Origin of the sequence: Paenibacillus sp. FSL H3-0302 (assembly GCF_037982245.1) — a bacterium.
In the GTDB taxonomy this organism is placed as follows: Bacteria; Bacillota; Bacilli; order Paenibacillales; family Paenibacillaceae; genus Paenibacillus_AQ; species Paenibacillus_AQ odorifer.
This window is the reverse complement of the sequence record NZ_CP150284.1, coordinates 1,117,546-1,137,893: the sequence shown is the minus strand read 5'-3', so window position 1 is coordinate 1,137,893 and position 20,348 is coordinate 1,117,546. Positions and strand designations below refer to the sequence as shown.

The following is a 20,348-nucleotide window of genomic DNA, read 5'->3' as shown; positions in this document are numbered from 1 at the left end:
TAACTATTTTCACATCAAAATACAAAGCTAATTTAATTATAAACGGGCATGTCGATAACTATGTAATCATCAGAAGCCAAAATGAATCTCATAACCTGTACATGAAGGATAGTAGAAAGAAGAAAGAGCACCAAAAAAGACTGGTTGTCTATACAAAACTTAAACTATGAATATACCGACCCCCAAAAGGAGCACTCTAAAATAAAAAAAACAGGTGAAATGATGAAAACTCGCAGCAAAATTATGATGATCACCCTTACACTCTTTTTATGCTTCACGAACTCTGCTCTAGGCAGTCCAAGCAAAAACCGCGACTACTACGAAAAAAGAGGAGACATGATTTGGGAAGTACATACTAACCAAAAAGTGATTGCATTGACGTTCGATGACGGTCCTGACCCTACTGAAACCGATCAAATCTTAAAGGTATTGAATCAATACCATGCGAAATGCACCTTTTTTGCGATAGGAAAAAGAATTGCAGCCTATCCAGAGGTAGCGAAACGAGTGATTGCTGAGGGGCATGAATTAGCTAACCATACCTACAATCACGTTTATTTTAAAAGACCTATTAATGAAGCCCAATTTGAGCAGGAGCTAAAATTGACCGAAGAAGAGATTATAAAAGTCTCCGGTAAACATAGTTCACTGTTCAGACCACCAGGCGGCATGTATGACGAGACCTTAGTAGATCTGTCTAACAATATGGGCTTGAAGCCCATATTATGGTCCTGGCATCAAGATACACGTGACTGGAATCGCCCAGGGGTATACAGTATTTCGAACAAGGTCATTCGAAATGCACGTAATGGAGACATCGTTCTGTTTCATGATCATGTGCACGGGCAGTCACAAACTAGAGAAGCGCTTAAAATTATTTTGCCCGAATTAGAAAAGAAAGGCTTTCGATTTGTCACTGTCTCTGAGTTGATCAAATTATCCAGTACACAACAGGCTGGGAAACAACAATAGCCTAATTGCACAGGACTTCAAAATAGGGTAGTCTTGTCCTAATATGAAGTTCTGGAGGCTTTTGTGATGTCCGATAATACATCCTATACGACAGAGGAAATTGCCCGCTTATTAAAAATATCAAAATTAAAAGTATATGATCTAATAAAAAAAGGGGAGCTCCCCTCCTACCGTGTAGGAAAACAAATGCGCGTGGATCAATCCGATTTAGAAGCCTACAAACAAAATACACGGAGTGGGGTGTCTACCGCTAACCCTACTACTATAATGGGCCAGACTCCACCAGCAATCCCCTTGGCCTTTTCCGGTACAAATCCAGCTCAAATGCCAGCACAATCTCCTCACCTTAAAGCTGTAGGACACAGCTTGGTGATTACAGGTCAGGATATGTCACTGGATATTCTAGCTACCTATTTAGAACGGGCTCTGCCTACTGAACGTCCTCTTCGTTCTTATGCCGGAAGTCTAGACAGCCTGATTGCCATGTATAAAGGGGAATCGGACATTGTCAGCACACATTTACTCGACGGGGATACTGGAGAATACAACCTACCCTATATCCGTAAAATACTCGTCGGATGTTCTTATGTTGTAGTTCGCCTGCTAACCCGAAGTGCTGGTTTATACGTACAAAAAGGGAATCCCAGAGGTATTCAGGAATGGTCTCACTTAGAGCAGGATGGACTCACGCTGATCAATAGAGAACGAGGCTCAGGTGCACGCGTATTATTGGATGAACAGCTTCGATTGCATGGCATTCCAGCAGCCAGCCTATCAGGCTATATGAACGAGGAGAACAGCCATTTGGCAGTTGCCGGTAAAGTGGCCCGGAGAGAAGCTGATGTAGCCATCGGCACCGAGAAAGCCGCCAAGATTGTCGACGGCGTTGATTTTATTCCTATGATTCAGGAGTGCTACGACCTGGTGATGATAAAAAAACCGGAGCATGAGCAATGGATCGCTGCCGTGATTGATATTTTGCGTTCACCAGCCTTCCAGAGTGAGCTTGGATCCATTCACGGATATGATCTCACGGAAACTGGGACGATTATTTATGAGACTTAATGGTCGCAGACAGAAGAAGGAAGCAATCTGCAGAAGCGTTTAACTGTATTTCGTACAACTATATTACTTCGAACAACTAGCAAATTAGATATAACTGTATTTGGTACACCTATTTCTTTTGATTTACTACCTCATAGGTGATTTTTCGCGTTTTAGTTGTATAGAATACAATTAAAGTTAGAACGTTCCCTTATGCAGACCGAATAACTGTATAGAATGCAGTTAACTCACAGACTCCATCAAAATTTGGCGGCGCTAAAAGCTGCATCAAAGTCGCCGGGTTTCCACTTGCTCAGCATCTGCTCAACCGCCCGCTTCAAACCCAAAACACCAGACAGCAACTCTCCCATAACCGGAGAATCGCTGTCTGGTGTTTTTTTAAGAACGCCGATTCACAAACATCAGCATAGCGGCTGAAATAACAATAATTGAGCATACCCACATCCACGCGAGCGTCATATTGCCTCCATCTACCGCAACATAGATCGCTGTGGGTAAGGTTTGCGTACGGCCCGGAATATTGCCAGCTACCATGATGGTAGCGCCAAACTCCCCAAGACCGCGGGCAAAGCCAAGAACATAACCGGCTGCCAGCGACCGGCCCGCAAGCGGCAGCGTGACATAGCGCAGTACCTGCAGTTCACTTGCCCCTTGTGCCCGCGCTGCATCTTCAAGATCTGCTTCTATCCCTTCGAAACCCGCCTTCACTGTGCGATATACGAGTGGAAAAGCTACAACTACAGCAGCGATAACAGCTGCCCCCCATGTGAACAGGATCGTCTGCTCCGTCATCTGTTCATACCATCTGCCGATCCAGCTTCGTCGGCCTAAAATAACTAAAAGCACAAATCCTACGACCGTCGGCGGCAAAACGAGCGGAAGCAGCATTATAGTCTCTACCAAGCTGTGGCCGGGAAACTTCCGGCCTGCCATGGCCTTCGCAGCAGCTGTTGCCAAAATGAATACAATAATGCTGGTAATCACAGATATTTTTACGGAAAGCCATACCGGGGCGAAGAAATCAGTCCAGTTTATTTCCAACCTTATTCCACCCGCTTCTACTCGTAATTTCTATTTAAGGAAGCAGGAAGCCATAACTTACAAAGATATCATTAGCTTCCTTGCTCTGAAGGTAACTATACAACTCCTTAGCTGCCTTTTGATTCTTCGAGCTCTTCACGATGCCTGCCGGATAATTAATGGCTTTGTGTACATGTGGACCGACCGTCAAAGCGATTTTAGTTTTCTTTGAAGTAAGCGCATCTGTCTTATAGACAAAACCGGCATCGGCATTTCCTGTTTCTACATAAGAGAGAACCTGACGTACATCCTTGGCGAATACGAGTTTGCTTTGCAGCGGATCCCATACCTTTTTCGCTGTCAGCGATTGCTGCGCATATTGACCCGCCGGCACAGATTCAGGCTGTCCCACTGCGACCTTCTTAAAAGCTTTATCCGTAAGCTGAGTAATCGTAGTTAATTTAACCTTTGAATCTGAGGGTACAACTACAACCAATTGATTCTTAAGCAGAACCTTATGATCGGAGACAAGTCCACCTTCCACCAGTGCATTCATCTGTTTATCACCTGCAGAGAAGAACAGGTCCGCCGGGGCCCCTTGCTCAATCTGCTTTTGCAGAGTGCCGGATGCTGCATAATTAAAAACCAAATCAATATCGGGATGTTTCTTTTCATAAAGGAGAGCAATCTTATCCAGGCTGTCTTGCAAACTAGCCGCTGCGGAAACAATAATTTCGGTCTTCTTGGTGGCTGCTTGCACCTCTACACCTGAACCTGCAGATAAATTCACAACCAGAAGGATTGCCAATATCCCCATCACGGAGAGTGCCCATTTCTTAAACATTTCCATTCCTCCCAATTTCGTATGTATATATTTAGATGCTATTCTAGCATACAGTTTTTCGTTTTTCTATAAGTACAGTTGTGTTTGTATATGTTTAGTTATATATTGTTATAATTAGACAATATACAACGATGATTTTGGCTTTTTGCACACAAAAAAGATGCCTCTGACACCCCTAAATAGGGCTGCAAAGACACCTAACACGAATGATATTAATTCTTCACGTTAAAGCCCAGTACATTCAACATAATGGATAATCCACTCCCCCAGGAACCTCACCCGGATTAATATATTCATTTTTAAGAATCAAATGAATCTTGAGAATACTTTTCTTCTATATAAAATTGAACAAAGGTCAAATTCGAGGATAAAAATAACCCTATAAATTATAATTATGTTATTTAATGTATGATGATATTATAAAAAGACTCACCAAACAAGAGAAATATTCTATAATTTTTGATTTGTAACAATATATGTAAACGAATATTTCATTTGAAGGTGAGAATCCATCTTATTTATATTGTGATATCCATTTCTCCAACTGCTGCCTGAGCACTTCACGATAATATAACGGCTCTATGATTTCAGCATCCTCTTCGAATCTCTTAATCCAGCGGACAAACGCAATATCTTGTTCCAACGCGACTTTAAAATAACAACACCGAGCTTGACGGTCTACTTTATTCGGCTTATAGGGCAGATCCTCTCTCTTAAGCCCTTCCATGATTCGCTCCGAAAATTTCACTTTAAACTCTACCTGCAAACTGTCGCGGTCAAGTGACCATTTTTGCTTCATAAAAGCTTGCAAATCAAATGATTCCTTTGAGAAGCAGCGGTTTAGTGGCTTCACGTTTGAAAAATCGTTGATATGATATGTACGAATAACACCCTGATGATGGCAAAATCCAATGAGATGATAACGATTTTCCAGTGGGACTAAACAATAAGGATCGATGGTTATTTCTTTCTCCTCCACTGCATTCTCACAATAATTCGCTTGAATACTCCTCTGCTTTAATAAAGCCTCCAATATAGGTGTTAAAAAAGATTGATGCTCCATCTGTGCACCGCTTCTTTCCAACCAGCTTGTACCTGCTTCTCTTCTTGCACGTTCTATCGTTTCTTCCCGCTCCGCCTTTCGCTTGTATTCAGCTGCAACTACTTTTTCATAAGCGCCTTCAAAATCGATAGGCAGAACGGGTTTAATATCTTCCATAATATAGCGTAGTTGCGAAAACGCAGACGCCTCTTCTTCCGACCAATCCAAAGGATAAAGTGCAAAATTGCCAATAAAAGCATAGCCTTTTCCATGTCCAAGGTGGGTTATAGGAATATGCATGGCGCTAAGCGCGTCCATATCCCGGTATATCGTTCTCTCGCTGTTGCCGCAGCGTTCCGCCAATTCACGGGCTAATATCCCTGGCTTGGCTTGAACAAGTGTAATAATGCGCATCAGTCGGATTAATCGGTCTGTCATATTCAGTTCCCCTTGATTTATGGTTAAATAGACCCATTATTTTATGAAAAAAAGTAATAGTGTGATAGAACTTTTTTACTATGTTACCACATTTTATATTACAATTCTTCTGATTATTTTCCGCCGAACCCGCTGACAAAACAAATTTATGTATAGGTCTTTTTTCGTCAATATGCATCTTCTAGTTGTATGTCCTATATCAATTTCCAGTAGCAGTTTTCCCCCGCTTCTGATACTCGAATCCAATCTGTTTATACAACATTTCGGCCTCTTTAAGTAGTAAAGGATCTCCAGAACGCACGGCTAGTAATAGTAATTTATCTGCGTGACGGCAAAGCATTTCATGAGCTTGACTATGTTGTCCTTCATTTTGCAACGTGGTTGCCTCCTCAATCGTTTCAGCTGTTTTTAACAATTCCAGATGTTTCTCTACGTGAAAGCAGCAGGTTTCACTCAGAACCTGCGTATGATGCGTGTATTCTAGCTCAAGAACCTTTACTGGAAGCTCTTGAACACGCTCTACGGTTGGCTTTTTATATTTCCACTGTAAGGAAATAGCTTCATATCTACCTGCAATAGTAGTAGAGATATTGAATTCCAAAGCAATAAACTTTCGTTGCCCCGTTTTTATTTTGCCAAGCTTAAGAAGTAGCGATCTGCCTTCACCGACTTCAAACTCACACCCATACGAACGCTTAAAAGTTACATGGGGTTCAAGCCAAACCCGCAGCTCAATTTCACGCGCAACCACTTTATAACTGCTGGGTCGGCTGTGCTCTGCAGGTATACTCCCTTTCCATTCGACAAGCAAAATAACATTACGATTGCCGCCTGCAAAAATACGATTTTGACTCCATGTGAATACGGGATGAATACTTTCTATCATTATTTCCACCTCTTTCTTTTTTTGGGTCTTCTATTAATGTACCAATAATGGCGGACAACTCCATGTCATGGAATGTATGTTCGGTTCTATATTATCGACAAAAAAAGAGTCATTCTACATGCTTAGTAGACTGACTCTTGTAAAAACAACTCCTTTTGTCTATTTATGACGAAAATTTTATGTTTTTTTCTCATCGACTCCCTAATTTAGTCTGCATTCGCTCTCGCTTGAAAAATAGTCCCAGTGCCCATTTGGCACACAACAGAGAAAATATAAAAAACAGTGTGGCCCAAAATATAGCGGGTATGGGAGTCATTCTTGCCAGATTGCTGGCATCTCCTGCACGGGACGGTGATACAGCAGCCGCGTATACCAGAAATAAACTTCCCATTACAGACTCCTCCAAGGTTAAAAAGGCCAATAACAAATAATAATATTTGCTGGCCGTCTTCCAAACCAGCAGCATTAGAATATTTAGCGCAATAAATCCGCCCAACCACATCATGCCAAAACTTCCTCGCACGTATAGCAGGAGCATAATCAACGCCACACCCGTAGCTAAGATAAGGCCCCAATCATGGCGTCCCTTACTGTATAAATAGAAGAGCAGAAGTGCAAATAAGGAGGCTAGCAAATAACCCGAGAGGGAAACTAATATTGCCTTACCCCCTTCTTGAATAGCTGAATAGGTTACACCGCTATGATCTGCGTATAATTCAATCCTCAGCACACTACCCGACAGTAGTAAGGTCATCAGAGCATGACCAAATTCATGAATCATCGTGTCTAAATTCCGAAACAAAGATGAAAATGGGATCAATCTAGTCAAAAAAGCAGATCCGATCAGAAGCAATATTGTTTTAAGCCATTTGTTCAATCGACAGCAGCCCCTTTCGTCCAAAGTATACGATAAATAGTACCTCTTCTCAATCGAGATAATCACGGACTGATCGTGTTTAATAATGAGTAAACGAAAACCTTAAGGAGGTAAAAATTACTTTCATTATAAGCATTACCAGTCCCATGGCGTACGCTGTCAGAAGCTGTCAAGCTGTGTTAAAATAAAAGAACTACAAGCCTAAATTGGGTGGTGATTATATAGATGAAGCAACATAAATCCCGAGCATATCTACAGCTGTTATATTCGCTCCTGTTCTTGCTGACGCTTACTGTATGCCTGCCAGCTCCTGTAGCAAAAGCTAATATATTCAGTGATATCTATAATGGAGTTAAAAATTTCTCCGAGCTGCCAAACGAAGTGAATGAATTAAAGGAAGGTTTTCAGCAAACCGCTGAAGAGCTTCAGCAGGCAAAGGATAAGCTCGCGAATACCACGCAGGAGATAGAAGCTTACCGGATACAGAACGAAAGCCTACAAGAGCAGAATCGCCAACTAACGCAGATGGTTGATGAATTAAAAAATGACCGGACGGCACGCGAAGAATATTATCATAAAATCAAAGTGACTATTTTTACAGGGATTGGACTAATCCTAGGTTATTTTATACTGATCCGTTTTATTCGTTTCAGCATGCTTTACCGTTCGCGAAAAGGCGACCGTCTGCGTTAGTCTTACGTATTCATTGAAGATCACAGTCACAGCATGAGGGAGATGAACTATGAACATCGATATCCAAGATGAAAGCGACAGTGGAAGCGGACAAGCCGTAGCCTTCTCCCTTGAGGAGAAGGAAGAGGTTCATGTACTCCATCCACAACAAATTATCGCTTATCAAGGTCCTTCCTCAGGACGAGCGGACAGATTTATGGATGTGAAGGGCATATACCGCAAGCGAAAGTTGATTCGTTCCGATATGGCAGGTCCTTGCCATTTCGTCGCCGCCCTTCCACCAGGCTATCGCATAAAAATCCTGCAGCTCGATGGCAAAAGCGATCTGCTGTACGACTTTAAGCATCTCTTCTTCTACAGTATAGGTATTTCACTGGAGACCCGAGTGCTAAGCATGAAGAATGTGCTCGTTACACGGGACATTGTAAAAGTGAAATTCTCGGGCAATGGCATGATTGGCATACTGACGGAGGGTACGGTCTGTGAAGCTGTACTGCACCCGACCAACCCCCTTTATGTCGATGCAGGCAGCATTATTGCCTACCCTGAGAATGCCAAGCTGGAGCTCACCGTTTACGGCAACCATTTGGCTAGCCAGCATATGAGCTATCACTGGAAGATGACAGGTCACGGGCCTGTGCTGTTTCAGGCAGGACGTCAGAACCGCCGATTCGAAAGAGATAACAACGATGATGGAATTGTTAAACGATTTCTACGCGAGGTAGTTCCCTTCGGGGGTGTGTTTATTAAATAGTTGTGTTCAGCAGTAAAACAACAAAACAAAGAGCGCCATGCGTATCCTATACGCAGGCGCTCTTTGTGGTTCTATCCTTTATAAGAATGTTGTCTTAGGCGATAAAAGCATTCAACATCCAAGCATGTTTCTCAATGCTGCTTCTAATACCAATCAGCAGATCCGCAGTGGGTTGATCAGCCAGTTCTTCTGCAGTAGCAATCGCAGCCTGCAGTTCTTTAGAAACAGTTGTAAAGTCTCTAACCAGCTCCATTACCATACCCTTGGCATCTTCGCCGCCACGAGCTTCCTGTAAATCGGAAAGCTCCAGATATTGTTTCATAGAGGAGGCAGGTTGTCCACCAATAGCAAGCAGGCGCTCAGCCAAATCATCTGCATAACCAGCAGCTTCATTGTAGAGTTCTTCAAACTTCTCATGCAGCGTGAAGAATTGGGATCCGCTAACATACCAGTGATAATGATGAAGCTTTACCCCAAGCAGGAACCAGTTCGCGGTCTGGCGGTTCAAAGCAGCGTGCAGTTCAGTTTGGCTCTTTAGTTGTGTAGTCATTAATAAAACCTCCTATGGTTAATTTATTATATTGTATTTAGACTCGTTCTAAATCTATATACAATTTAACACATCCTTTTGCTTTTTGCAATCACTCTGAAGATTTGCATGTTGCCGATTCTAGCATAACTTTTGTTATAACGCCTATTATCTCTGTCACACTCTGGATAACGTCCTCTTTCTAGACTTAAATCAAAGATATATTTTCCTCCGCCGTCTTCCCTTTCTGACTCCGGAAAAAAGCCCTCATCTCATCGCGTTTGCTCTTTGGACTTAAGACATATACAGTATCCCCTGGCTCAATGACGGTACTGCCATGGGGGGTGACAATGCTTTTATTCCGGATAATAGCAGTAAATAAGATATCATCTGGCAGTCCGATATCGGAGATTTTCTGCCCGGCAATGGGCATGTAAGGTTCAATTCCTATGTGGTTGAACTCGGAATCCGTCTTGCCAAGGGCGACCAGCTCCATCAGGGATGGCTGTGCTGAATCCTCTTGCCCCACCAGCTTCAACCGGGAAGCCAGCGGTGAAATGCTTGTTCCTTGAATCACTGCTGAGGTCAGCACGACGAAGAATACTACATTAAAGAACAGTCGCCCGTGGGGAAGATTAGCTAGCAGCGGATAGGTTGCCAGCACAATTGGAACGGCTCCGCGCAGGCCGGCCCAAGAAATTAGTGTTTTTTCACGAATAGAGAATCTGGAAAAGAGCAAGCTTATAAACACTCCTATTGGCCTTGCCACAACCATCAGAATGACGGACAGCAATATACCTTGCCAAGCCACCTCTGCCAGCTCCTGTGGAAATACCAGTAGACCCAGCAATATAAACATAAATATTTGCATCATCCAAGCAAAGCCATGACTAAAATTCATAATGGTTCGATGATACATCAGCTCGGAATTGCCAAGGGTAAGACCCATTACATAGACAGCCAGCAAGCCGCTGCTATGAACGAGTGCAGATAAGCCGTAGGTTAGGACAGCAAATCCAATTGCCAATACCGGGTAAAGTCCCGTAGAATCCAGGTTAATTCGATTGATAAGATATACTGCGACTTTACCAAGTACAATCCCTATCACCAAACCAACTGCCATCTCCCATATAAAGGACAGCACAAGTCCCCATATCGCCATATCCGGATGCTGAATCCATTCGATCAGCGATACTGTCAAAAATACCGCCATAGGATCGTTGCTGCCTGATTCCGCTTCGAGTGTCGAGGTCAGTCGTTTGTCAATATTCTTACCGCCTAATACCGAAAAGACCGCAGCCGCATCAGTCGAACCCACGATAGCTCCGAACAGAAAACTTTCTGCCCATGACACCTCAAGAATCAGCTTAGCGAACACCCCAACGATAGCTGTCGTTAACAATACGCCTACCGTGGATAAGGATAATGCCGGCCGAATAATAGGCTTGATATCCTTAATACTGGTCTGCATCCCACCTTCGAACAAGATAACAACCAGCGCAAAAATCCCGGCCATTTGTGTTAAGGAAGCATTGTTAAAAAAGATAAATTGACTCAGTACCATCCCCGCAGCAAGGAAAAGCACTAGAGCTGGCATTCCAAATTTAGTGGAGAATTTGGTGGAAAACACACCTACAAGTAAGAGAGCTGCCAGCAATAATATGATATTATCTGCAAGTTGGGTCACCGTTTATTCACTTCCCTTTCGCTTCTAGCTTAAAATATAAGCTTCCTTATTTATGTACGTTATTACCCTTATCCACCTCCTTTTGAGACATTGAATAATATAAGCAGGATTGAAGATTTCATCCGCTGGGGCTTATACTTAAAATAATTCCTTTCTACCCTACTCGTATTTACATATAAGGAGGCTGACTGTATATGCAATTGAGATTAATTAAACCTGCGGAGCTGGAGCAAGCCGCTCTTCTAGCCCATTCCATCTTTCGTAAAGCTGGCGACACTTCTATGAAAGAGCTGTTTCCGCTGATTTTTAGCCCTGGTTACACTCACTCTTATGCAGCCGTTGCCGAGGACGGTAACATCGCTGCTTTTATGGGATTGGTGCCCTCCACGATCTGCACTGGAGAAGCTCTCCTGAACGTGTTCTCCATCGGCGCGGTTTGCACAGATCCTGCTTATCGCGGCCAGGGGCTAGCCGGTCAGCTTCTACAGCTATGCCAGACCCATGCTGCGAATGCCGGCGCATCGCTTATCTTTGTCTCGGGTGACCGCTCGCTGTATACCCGAGCGGGATGCGTACCGTTCGGCGGTACGCAATTGGCCGAGCTGAACGCAAGCTCGGCTCACGCACTTGCTGCCGCAGCAGGGGAAGAATGGACGCTGCGGCCCATGCAGCCGGGCGACTTCTTCGCCGTCAACCGGCTGCTGAATGAACGCGAAGCCGGACAGGTGTACAGTCCGGGTGAGCTGGCGCTGCTGCTGGGTGCCGAGGCTTACGCGGGTGTGCTGGGCTTGTCCCAGCGCACACTCGTAGCCGTGCGGGACGGCAGCATCGAGGGGTTCGCCGCGATGGCTGTGCCCGCGGCGGATGTGCCGGCGCCGAGCCCAGCGACGGCGGTGGAATGGGCCGGCCAGCCGCAAGCGGTAGCGGCGTTGCTGGCCAAGGCGGCTCTGTGCGGCGGCGTTGGCACGCTGCAAGTGCCTGTGCCGTGGCAGGAGCGCAGCCTGCTCGCGCTTCTGCGGGACGCCGGCGCCTCCTTAAGCGCCGGCGCGAACAGCGGGACGGTCTGCATCGCAGACCGGGAAGCGCTTTTGCGGCAGACGGAAGTATGCCGCAAGCGTAGCCTCGACTTGTCGTCCGTGGACGACAAGGAGCTGATCTCGCTGCTGTTTGATCCAGCGAGCCCGCTTCTCACCTCTGATTCCTCAGGGGAATCTGAGGCAATTCCTTTACCTTATATGTCAGGCCTCCATTTTATTTAAAGCACAAAAATAACCTCAGCGGGAGAAGGATCCCGCTGAGGTTATTTAGTATGCTCTATTAACAGTTATATAAATTCAAATAATTGCTTATTCTCTGGAGTACACCTGTAACTCTTGAATAGACCAATAATTCCCACCCGCTCCGTTCTGTACAATTTTGACATACCTCGTCTTCACTTTAGAAAAGGATATCTTAGTAAGCTCTTTCGTACCTTTTCCAGACGTGAGTTTTTTCCAGTTTTGAGCATCGTCAGAAATATAGACTACATAGTCTCTTGGATAATCAAACGGTGATAACGTGCTATCCAAATCTATTCTTTCAATTTCATGTGCTTCACCCAGATCAATCTGAAAATACTCTCCGGAAACCTGATGTTTCCCCGTATCCCAGCGCGTGCGCCGATCCCCATCGATAGCCAGACTAGGAGCTGATGCTGCCGTATTCACATTTGAGGATACCTTCCATTTAGTACGATCCAGAGGAACCAGTCCAGTGGCTGTAATCTGAACTTTATCGGACAGTAAATTAGAGCCGGATACCCTTACCGCGTAGGTATATAACGTCCCTTCACGTAAATTATGATCCGTATATTCTGTAAGCTTCACATCGGTGGCCACCACCTTCATTTCCCCGCCGCTACCTTCAGCGCGAAGCAGCTCATAGCTTGCTCCTGGTGCCTCCAACCAATTTAATTTTACAGCTAAACCTTTTGTTGCTGCGGCTTTGAATCCTTTAGGTGCCGACGGCTTTACTTCAGAGGAAGGCTGCAAAATATACTGCACAGCCTCTCCTGGAGCAAGGGTCTCCGTAAAGGTTAACGTAGGAGTAGCCTTTTTACCTGTTACATAACTTCTTGCTTTTTCATACGTATCCCCGTTTCCAAAACGTTCCCCTTCATACACCCCGTTTTTCGGCATAGTCACATTTACACTCACAGTTTGTGGAGTAGATTCAAAGTTAACGAAATTAACCAGCACCTTATTTGAGGTCGCTCCGCTTCCCGCAAGAGGCTTCAATGTAGAAGTATCCACGGCCCGAACATATACCAGCTTGTCGGCTAACACATCTTTGTTGGCAATTTGATAAGTTAGCGGAGCTCCATGTGTAGCATAGGCAAGACTGAGCCTTCTCATGATGCTGACACGTGAATCCTCATTTTCTTTTGTATAATAAATCTCTGTGGTCGCCGGATCATGCTCTTCTAAATTAAACCCGTATTTGAATAAACTGAAATCCTTAAAAAAAGCAGCATGCTGCACAAACATATCCGCATAACCAATATGTGCACGCATGATCCGGTCGAATACAGCCGCTGTCCGCTCCGTTGCCCCGTATTGATAGGCATCCACATGACTGTCCGAGGTACCAAATTCAGTGGTCAGCATTTTTTTGCCGAGTCCATTGTCTGCGCCAGTGAAGGTTTTCAAATTCTCAGTAAAGCTTCCTCCATTACTAAAAATATAAGAGTCGCCGTAGGAATGTCCATTGGTCAAATCCGTAACCTTCTCCAGCTCCATACGTTGCTCTGGATCACGTTCCCAGCCATCCGGATCTCCACATTCCTTCCCAGTTCCCTTCTGATTACCGCAAGAATCCTCACTGTAGCTCGGCCAATATGCCCAGCCCGGAGCAACAGTTTGTAAATGGGGCGCGATTTGCTTGCCCTTTTTATTCAGCCAGTCCGCAATCGCCAGGTTCACTGCCTTAGAACGATTGAATAATCCCGGCTCATTATCTACCTCATAATATTGAAAATAGGGGCTATATTGCTCAAAATAATCTGTCAGCTTTTTCTCCGCGTCAGCAGGCAACGATCCATCTGCCTTAAGCTTAATATCACCAGTATGCAAATACAAAGCAACCGCCTGCATGTTGTAATCCTGCAATACCTTGTAATATTCCATCATATCCGAGCAGGATCTCCCGACATCACTGGCACAGCTAGTACGCATCACATTCCCGCTATAAGCCATCCCTAGCCATTTGATAACATAAGGCAAGTGCGTAACTGCACCTTCATCGAAATAAAATTGTTTATTATTCACTACTGTTCCCGTCAGTGTATAGCTGCCATGGATAGGCTCAGAAATTGGAGCGTTAAGAGATTCTAAACGGAGATTATCCCAAGTCCACCAGGAATATTCGTCTTCTTTGTCACTGCAATATAAACAGCGAACCGTTTGCAGCTTCAATTCATTCGTTCCTATCTTCAATTGCTCCTTGGGAATATATAATTCATAGGTCTTTTGAAAGTTATATTCGCTTTCTGTGCCAGCAACGCCCGCAATTTGAATGATCCCCGACAATTGATGATTGGAGAACACACTCATTTGCGGCACGGATTTATAAGCATCCAGAATACCTACGCTAAATAAGACCCCATTCTCCGGGATCTTATTTAGCTGATAGGTGATCGTTAATTCCGGCTGGGTCTTTCCATTCAAGCCTGCAGGCAAGCTCTGAAGAGCCGATGATTTGAGCACCGAAGAAGTAACATTAAATTCCTTCTTGCTGCCAGAAGTGCCACTCGCAGCGAATTCAGCTGCTGAGCCATCATGTTGTCCCAGATTCCAGATCACAGTACCATCCGGTATTTCTGCTGCAGCATCAGTTCCTGCAGATAGTCTCGGTATATTGGCACCTACCTTATAATCGTTTGTCCTATTCGTTCCGAAGACAGAGACAGACAACAGAAACAAGACGGTTAATGCGGCGAATTTTAGTAATAACAGTAATGGTTTGTTTGCAGATATCTTATTTTTTCTATTAGATATTCTCCTCGTTATTCCCATCCATAGGTCCTCTCTTTCTTCCGGAATGTCTTACCCTATCATTTCATTAGATTAAGGAAGGAACAATGCCCCTTGTGGAATTACCTGCTGCTTCTGGCGGGAACTCTCCCATAGCAAACGAAGATTGGCATCTCCTTCATTCTCATAATATTCAATTTGGATATCATAAAGCGTTCCGGCTGTGAGCGGGATACTTCCTTTATGAAGGGTTGCACTTTGATTTTTCCAATTGTCGATGATCAGCTTTCCGTCAATCCAGACACGGACTCCATCATCAGAGGATGCCGAAATCGTATATTTTTCACTGAATTTGGGTTTGAGTTTCCCTTTCCAGCGTACAGAAAAGTGATCTTCATTTATCTCTGAGGCAGGAGACCCGCCATGCCAATTAAAATCAATCTTACGGTCATTGCGGATAAGTACCGCTTCTCCCTCTAAATCAGTATTGTTATAGTATTCTCCAGTTAAACCCGTCAGGGTTACCGGAGTTACGGGTGCTATCGAAGGACCTCCTGTTGTGAGAACATAGTCCTCTCTTGATACTATAAACGAGTCTTTCATAAAGCTTTTAATTGACTGTAGCGTATTATTTTCTGTCAGTAATTTTCCCCAGGTCATCATATAGACCCATTTATTTTGTTTCTCAGTTAATACATCCGGGTTCGGCAGTTGCCCACTCTCCCCGATTCCGATAGGTTTACCCTCGGCCAATGCGAGCAGATCCTCATAGTAGGACTGTTTATAATCGTTATTGTAGATATCCGCAGCCAGAACATCGAGTTTATCCCCACCGGGATAATATGCAGCATATGGATCTGACCATTCATTCGGCGCATTCGGATTCCACACCCACAGTAGATTATTTAGCTTGTGTGTGTTTACAAGACGATCATAGACAATACTCCACAGCTCTGAAAAATTGTCCTTTTTCCCCCACCAAAACCAACCACCATTCATTTCATGGTAAGGTCGCCATAAGACCGGAACTCCGGCATCACGCAGCTGACCCAAATATCCAGCAACCTCGTCTAGATCTGAGATTAGCCTCTTATACTGAGCTGTCCCAGGTGTAACATAAGCATTAAATTTCTCTTGACTGAGACTTCTGTTTACATTGGACCACTCTGGAGAGGTTCCCGGTAAGCTCTGATGGAAGGTCATCGCTACAATGCCACCCTCTTGATGCCATTCAATTGCACTGTCTATAACAGCTTGCCGCTGTTCTGCGATCGTCTCTTCGGATTGATTATTAATCGCCCCTAATTCATAACCATGTAGAACAGCATTTTGTCCCGAAGTATTCTTCAGCTTATGAACCAGTTCATCTGGACTTTCTAGATAATCATGCTGGCCGGACAAGAGCCCTTTGCCACGTAGATTTACCAAATTACTTAGTAGTTGCTTGGCTTCTTCAGAAGCCGAAGGATTACTTGGTATAGCCGGAGGTAGGGAGGAAGAAACACTCATAGCCTTCGGAAGACTTTTAACCTCTCCCCAAGGCAGCAAGGAAAAAATAATAAAGACCGGTAACATAGTAAACAACAATCTGTTTTTCTTATAATATTTACGCAAATAAATCCTCCTTTCGGTAGCTGTACTGCCTCCACAGGTGTTAAAAACATACCTGTTATCGGACAATCGTCTTCTGACCTAATGAGGACTATAGCTTAGTAGCTCTGCAATAACGCAGAGCCACTAAGGATCGACCTTTAATTTTCATCAATCAGGAGACATCCGGAAGAAAAAGTGCACTTGCTGGAACTGTCTCTTTAGCTTGACTAGCACTTTCCCACATCAAGCGGACTCTCGCATCGCCTTCATTCTCGTAATACTCCACCTTGATATCATATAGCTGGCCAGCCTTCAGCGTTATAGTGCCCTTACGCTCAGTACCACTTTGCTTAGTCCAACTATCAATCACGGATTCCCCATTCACCCAGACACGGATACCATCATCTGAGGTAGTGTAAAATGTATATTGCTCATTATATAATGGCTTGATTTTACCGCTCCAACGTATGGAGAACCGATCAATCCCGAGGGCGGCATCCGGCGAGCCTTGCCGCCAATTGAAATCGATTATTGCATCAGTTCTGTTAAGAGCTGCTGCTCCCGACAACTGCATGTTGTTGTAATACTCTCCTGCAAGCCCCTTCGCGAGAGGAATTGCTGCCTCCCCCTCTTCTTCGGAAGGTGCCGGCGCTGGTGCGGCGCTAGGTGTCGGTGCCAGACCAGTATTTAATTTATCTCTGGTCAGGGTATAGTTGCTATTCATAAATGTTTTGATTGTGTCTGCACTGTTATTCTCGTAAAGCATTTTTCCCCAGCTCATCATATACGTCCATTTACTTTGCGATTGCTGAAGCTTCTCCAGATTAGGCATTTCACCATTTTCCCCGATCGCAATCGGTTTGCCTGCGGCTAGACTCAATAAGCTGTCATAGTATTTTTGCTGGTAATCATTTTCGTATATATCTGCTGCCAGAATATCTACTTTATCAGCACCTGGATAAGTTAGCGCATAAGGATCTGACCAAACATTGGGAGCATTCGGACTCCATACCCATAACAAATTATTTAATTTATGAACGTTAACAAAACGGTCATACATAATATTCCATAGTTTAGAAAAGTTATTTTTCTTCCCCCACCAGAACCAGTTCCCGTTCATTTCATGATAGGGTCTCCAAAGCACCGGAACATTGGCATCGCGCAAGCTTTTTAAAGAGACGGCCACCTTATCAAGCTCAGCGATCAGATTGTTATATTGCTTGGTACCCGGTGTAACGTAACTATCGAACTCACTCTGGCTAAGTGTTTTTTTCACATTATCCCAGTCATAAGAGGTGCCCGGCAGGTTAGCATGAAAAGTCATAGCTACGATCCCGCCCGCTTTATTCCAGTTGATGGCGCTGTTCACCACATTTTGACGTTGCCAAGCCATCGTTGCTTCGGACTGACCACTGATCGCACCCATTTCATAACCGTGAAGAGCCGCATATTGCCCGCTGGTTCCCTTCAGCATATTGTTAATTTCATCTGGACTTTCTAAATAGTCATGTTGACCGGCAATAATACCTTTTCCTGAGATCGAGTAAAAATAGTTAAGCAGCTTTACGGCTTCAGGTGAGGCACCTGGGGTAACTGGCGTTCCAGAATTTGAAGCAGCTATGACAACAGACGGCGAAATTCCAACAGCAAGCGGAAGTGCAGTCAGAAACAGGACGAGTGACAGAAATGCACCAAACAATCGATACGTACGGTAAGCTTTCAAAATAATCTCCCTTTCGGTAGCCAGGCTGCCACTCTTTCGAAGGCCCTATAGCTTTGCGTCCCTACCTTTCGATAGGTTTGCCTTTTCAATTTAAGAGAAATAATCTCTCTTACCGTAAGTATCGACGACAATTAATGATATATTTAGTGTTTTTATGACTTTTTTTGATAATTGAGTCAATTTACCTGTTTCAAGAAATTTTGAATTGGTTAAATAGATAGGTTAGACCTATGAAATGAATTGTTGTAGTTCTATATCATTCCAGTCTAAAGTAATACGTATGTTATCTTCTTCTACTAATTCAGACCCCGTCTGTACCTCTATAAACTCAACATCCGTCAAAGCAAGGATCGCGTGCTTCGTTCCTTCCGGTATACGTACCACGTCCCCAGCCTTCACATTATGTTTTTTCTCATTCAGCACAATACTTGCTTCGCCGCTGACGATTGTCCAAATTTCACTACGCTTGCGATGTAATTGATAGCTGATATTATTCCCCTCGGATATAAAAATCCGTTTGGTCAGCACTTCATTGCCTTCATCATATTTCACATAATCAATAACTTTGTAATGGCCCCAACGGCGTTCCTCGTACATCGGTCTTTGTTCAAAGGTCTTCAGCACTTCTTTAATCCGTGGGCTCTCAGCTTTATGGGTAACTAGAATCCCATCCGGGCTAGCCGCAATGATCAGATCCTTCGCACCAATTACCGTAATCGGAATGTCCAGCTCATTAATCAAGCAAGTCCCCTCAGAATCCGCCGTCACAAAACCTTTTCCTACATGCTTGCTGCTCATTTCCTCTGTCAGCGTATTCCACGTTCCAAGATCCTTCCAGAATCCATCATACGGCTGCACCACAATATGTTCTTCTTTCTCCACCACTTCATAATCAAAGCTGATGGAAGACAATAGCTTATACTGCTTCTGCAATTCTTCATATCCTAAAGGCAACCCTTTACGCTGCAAAATATCTAACAAGTACCCTAAGCGGAAGGCAAACACTCCGCAATTCCACAAGGCATTTTGTTCGATGAGCTGTTCTGCTTGTATGCGGTCTGGTTTCTCTTGAAAGTGACTCACCTTCATAAAACCATTTTCCCCCGCCTCTTCGGTGGTAGGAATAATATATCCGTATTTCTCTGAGGCATGTTCAGGAACAACACCCATTAGAGCCAGATTTGCTCCACTTTCCAGCATGGTCCCCTCAAGCATAGCTATGGTATCGAAAAAAGATGCTTCTACATAAGGGTCAACAGGCAATATTGCTACCGTCTCCGCTGGAGAAACACCTGCCACTGAATAAAGATAGGTAGCTGTTAAGGCGATAGCCGGAAAAGTATCCCGACGCTCCGGTTCAACGATAATCGGCACATGACTTCCCAGTTGGCTTTGTATCATTTCTACTTGGCCACGGCCGGTGGCCAGATAAGATGATTCTGCCATCCCTGCTTCCTCCAGCTGTCTCCAGACACGTTGTACCATGGATTCTGGTTCACCTTGAGGGCTTTCAAGTACCTTTAGAAATTGCTTTGAACGTGAGTCGTTGGACAACGGCCATAACCGTTTACCTGAACCGCCTGATAGAAGTACCATTTTCATAGAATGAACCCTCCTTGAATTATGGAAATCGAGCATATTTGAATTGTTATCAAAACGTCAGCTTCCACTTAGCCTTATTTCGAGCGGATGCACTAAAAAAATTTGTTAGGTAGAAACCACTCCAAGGGATTTTGGACTTCCGATCGCTGTTATCCTCAGATTTCCTGATTGAACCGCTTCTCGCGGTAGAAATCCGAGGATAGCATATGCTTTCGAAGCTAGCTTTCCTACGGAAATCTTTCGGGCGAACACTCCGTTTCTACAGTTCCAAATTCCCTTTCCGTTCTTAACCTAACCAACTTCTTCTTAATACTTGATCCGTGCGTACCGGGCTGTACCAGCCGGAAGCAAGCACGTTTTTCTAAAGATTTGTTTCTGCTCCGGGGGAGGCAGCTGCAACTGCAACAACTGTAAGAACAACTGCAACTACAAGAGCAAGACTAGTTGCCACCACAGAGACAATGACAACTACAACTACAAATGCTACTGCTACTGCGGTATATAATCAGAGTACCTAACTTTATAAATTGCTTAGAACCTTAAAATAAGGGAACGAAGTGGCGGAGGGGAATTTGGGAACTGTAAGAGCGATAGCGTCCGCCTTTGTCTGCGG

Annotated in this window: 16 protein-coding genes and 1 riboswitch; of the genes, 5 read left to right on the top strand and 11 right to left on the bottom strand. The window is 44.2% G+C overall.

Going from position 1 to position 20,348, the window contains the following annotated elements:
* The first annotated feature begins 222 nt into the window (after positions 1–222).
* Both MHH50_RS04840 and MHH50_RS04835 read left to right on the top strand, forming a co-directional pair.
* Positions 223–972: a polysaccharide deacetylase family protein gene (locus MHH50_RS04840; RefSeq protein ID WP_076129284.1), complete on the top strand. Its 750-nt coding sequence runs from the start codon at positions 223–225 to the stop codon at positions 970–972.
* Positions 973–1,038: 66 nt separating this feature from the next.
* Complete coding sequence (locus tag MHH50_RS04835) at positions 1,039–2,037, top strand: helix-turn-helix transcriptional regulator (RefSeq protein WP_076279905.1); 999 nt, start codon at positions 1,039–1,041, stop codon at positions 2,035–2,037.
* Positions 2,038–2,415: 378 nt separating this feature from the next.
* On the opposite strand, the gene modB is transcribed toward MHH50_RS04835, so the two are convergent.
* The 5 genes from modB to MHH50_RS04810 form a co-directional block, all read right to left on the bottom strand.
* Positions 2,416–3,072 carry a molybdate ABC transporter permease subunit gene (gene modB / locus MHH50_RS04830; protein ID WP_172628881.1) on the bottom strand — a complete coding sequence of 219 codons (657 nt, stop codon included), beginning with the start codon at positions 3,070–3,072 and terminating at the stop codon, positions 2,416–2,418.
* A gap of 40 nt (positions 3,073–3,112) precedes the next feature.
* Entirely contained in the window at positions 3,113–3,901 is a 789-nt protein-coding gene (gene modA / locus MHH50_RS04825; RefSeq protein ID WP_076194200.1) for a molybdate ABC transporter substrate-binding protein, read from the bottom strand.
* A gap of 514 nt (positions 3,902–4,415) precedes the next feature.
* Positions 4,416–5,381 (bottom strand): WYL domain-containing protein, encoded by a 966-nt coding sequence (locus tag MHH50_RS04820; protein ID WP_076129254.1) that lies wholly within the window; start codon positions 5,379–5,381, stop codon positions 4,416–4,418.
* Between the two features lie 199 nt (positions 5,382–5,580).
* The gene (locus MHH50_RS04815) at positions 5,581–6,267 is read right to left on the bottom strand and encodes a hypothetical protein (protein WP_340034004.1); all 687 of its coding nucleotides are present in this window, start codon (positions 6,265–6,267) and stop codon (positions 5,581–5,583) included.
* 190 nt (positions 6,268–6,457) lie between these two features.
* Positions 6,458–7,144, bottom strand: coding sequence for a M50 family metallopeptidase (locus tag MHH50_RS04810; protein WP_076309550.1), 687 nt, complete (start codon positions 7,142–7,144; stop codon positions 6,458–6,460).
* 225 nt (positions 7,145–7,369) lie between these two features.
* Here MHH50_RS04810 and MHH50_RS04805 point away from each other — a divergent pair, with 225 nt between their 5' ends.
* Positions 7,370–7,837 carry a hypothetical protein gene (locus MHH50_RS04805; protein WP_076129257.1) on the top strand — a complete coding sequence of 156 codons (468 nt, stop codon included), beginning with the start codon at positions 7,370–7,372 and terminating at the stop codon, positions 7,835–7,837.
* Between the two features lie 49 nt (positions 7,838–7,886).
* Complete coding sequence (locus MHH50_RS04800) at positions 7,887–8,591, top strand: AIM24 family protein (protein ID WP_076129258.1); 705 nt, start codon at positions 7,887–7,889, stop codon at positions 8,589–8,591.
* A gap of 94 nt (positions 8,592–8,685) precedes the next feature.
* Here the strand turns inward: MHH50_RS04800 and MHH50_RS04795 are convergent, their stop codons facing one another.
* Together MHH50_RS04795 and MHH50_RS04790 are read right to left on the bottom strand one after the other, a co-directional pair.
* Positions 8,686–9,141: a Dps family protein gene (locus tag MHH50_RS04795; RefSeq protein ID WP_076129259.1), complete on the bottom strand. Its 456-nt coding sequence runs from the start codon at positions 9,139–9,141 to the stop codon at positions 8,686–8,688.
* A gap of 187 nt (positions 9,142–9,328) precedes the next feature.
* Positions 9,329–10,807 (bottom strand): potassium/proton antiporter, encoded by a 1,479-nt coding sequence (locus MHH50_RS04790; RefSeq protein ID WP_076137164.1) that lies wholly within the window; start codon positions 10,805–10,807, stop codon positions 9,329–9,331.
* A 194-nt stretch (positions 10,808–11,001) separates the two neighbouring features.
* Here MHH50_RS04790 and MHH50_RS04785 point away from each other — a divergent pair, with 194 nt between their 5' ends.
* Positions 11,002–12,066: a GNAT family N-acetyltransferase gene (locus MHH50_RS04785; RefSeq protein ID WP_340034003.1), complete on the top strand. Its 1,065-nt coding sequence runs from the start codon at positions 11,002–11,004 to the stop codon at positions 12,064–12,066.
* An 87-nt stretch (positions 12,067–12,153) separates the two neighbouring features.
* Here MHH50_RS04785 and MHH50_RS04780 read toward each other — a convergent pair whose 3' ends face one another.
* The 4 genes from MHH50_RS04780 to MHH50_RS04765 all read right to left on the bottom strand — a co-directional run bounded on the left by MHH50_RS04780 (position 12,154) and on the right by MHH50_RS04765 (position 19,735).
* Positions 12,154–14,859, bottom strand: coding sequence for a discoidin domain-containing protein (locus tag MHH50_RS04780; RefSeq protein WP_081383792.1), 2,706 nt, complete (start codon positions 14,857–14,859; stop codon positions 12,154–12,156).
* Between the two features lie 51 nt (positions 14,860–14,910).
* Positions 14,911–16,431: a glycosyl hydrolase gene (locus MHH50_RS04775; protein WP_340034002.1), complete on the bottom strand. Its 1,521-nt coding sequence runs from the start codon at positions 16,429–16,431 to the stop codon at positions 14,911–14,913.
* A gap of 151 nt (positions 16,432–16,582) precedes the next feature.
* Positions 16,583–18,133, bottom strand: a complete 1,551-nt coding sequence (locus MHH50_RS04770) for a glycosyl hydrolase (protein ID WP_081387268.1) — start codon at positions 18,131–18,133, stop codon at positions 16,583–16,585.
* Positions 18,134–18,145: 12 nt separating this feature from the next.
* A riboswitch (cyclic di-GMP riboswitch) is annotated at positions 18,146–18,225 on the bottom strand.
* Positions 18,226–18,361: 136 nt separating this feature from the next.
* Positions 18,362–19,735, bottom strand: coding sequence for a sugar phosphate nucleotidyltransferase (locus MHH50_RS04765; RefSeq protein WP_076129262.1), 1,374 nt, complete (start codon positions 19,733–19,735; stop codon positions 18,362–18,364).
* Positions 19,736–20,348: the final 613 nt, after the last annotated feature.

What these genes read in the sequence shown, in the direction of transcription:
- MHH50_RS04820 (WP_076129254.1), bottom strand. Translation starts at nt 5,381, where the DNA reads ATGACAGACCGATTAATCCGACTGATGCGCATTATTACACTTGTTCAA.
- MHH50_RS04805 (WP_076129257.1), top strand. Translation starts at nt 7,370, where the DNA reads ATGAAGCAACATAAATCCCGAGCATATCTACAGCTGTTATATTCGCTC.
- MHH50_RS04815 (WP_340034004.1), bottom strand. Translation starts at nt 6,267, where the DNA reads ATGATAGAAAGTATTCATCCCGTATTCACATGGAGTCAAAATCGTATT.
- modA (WP_076194200.1), bottom strand. Translation starts at nt 3,901, where the DNA reads ATGTTTAAGAAATGGGCACTCTCCGTGATGGGGATATTGGCAATCCTT.
- MHH50_RS04840 (WP_076129284.1), top strand. Translation starts at nt 223, where the DNA reads ATGAAAACTCGCAGCAAAATTATGATGATCACCCTTACACTCTTTTTA.
- MHH50_RS04785 (WP_340034003.1), top strand. Translation starts at nt 11,002, where the DNA reads ATGCAATTGAGATTAATTAAACCTGCGGAGCTGGAGCAAGCCGCTCTT.
- MHH50_RS04835 (WP_076279905.1), top strand. Translation starts at nt 1,039, where the DNA reads ATGTCCGATAATACATCCTATACGACAGAGGAAATTGCCCGCTTATTA.
- MHH50_RS04795 (WP_076129259.1), bottom strand. Translation starts at nt 9,141, where the DNA reads ATGACTACACAACTAAAGAGCCAAACTGAACTGCACGCTGCTTTGAAC.
- MHH50_RS04780 (WP_081383792.1), bottom strand. Translation starts at nt 14,859, where the DNA reads ATGGGAATAACGAGGAGAATATCTAATAGAAAAAATAAGATATCTGCA.
- MHH50_RS04800 (WP_076129258.1), top strand. Translation starts at nt 7,887, where the DNA reads ATGAACATCGATATCCAAGATGAAAGCGACAGTGGAAGCGGACAAGCC.
- MHH50_RS04765 (WP_076129262.1), bottom strand. Translation starts at nt 19,735, where the DNA reads ATGAAAATGGTACTTCTATCAGGCGGTTCAGGTAAACGGTTATGGCCG.